Raw genomic sequence first — 267 nt, 5'->3', positions numbered from 1 at the left:
CGCGCCCATCAGGCGCTCTGCAGCGATAAGCTGGCTGAACAGGGCAGCGACTGGGGTTATTGTGAAGTGAACCTCAACAGCGGCGCGTTGATTGAGGCCCTGCGAGAGCAGCAGCTGCTTTATACCCTCACCGAGATGGCCGATGATTCATTGCATACCCGGGTGATTGGCGTCATTACTCAGGCACTGCACGGCAAAAGTGACGGTATTGAGGCGGTGATCAATGCCATGAGCCAGCCTGAGGTGGCGATTATCTCCATGACCGTC

The 267-nt window shown here is 56.9% G+C and carries 1 pseudogene; it reads left to right on the top strand.

Features of this window, described 5'->3' with window-relative positions:
• Nucleotides 1–267: pseudogene (locus tag SB756_RS30860) on the top strand (mannitol dehydrogenase family protein); the annotation flags it as partial.

It is taken from the genome of Pseudomonas sp. SIMBA_068 (assembly GCF_046534705.1).
Taxonomy (GTDB): Bacteria; Pseudomonadota; Gammaproteobacteria; order Pseudomonadales; family Pseudomonadaceae; genus Aquipseudomonas; species Aquipseudomonas putida.
Note: the sequence above shows the minus strand (reverse complement) of the source record. Positions and strands in the feature narration are given on the sequence as shown.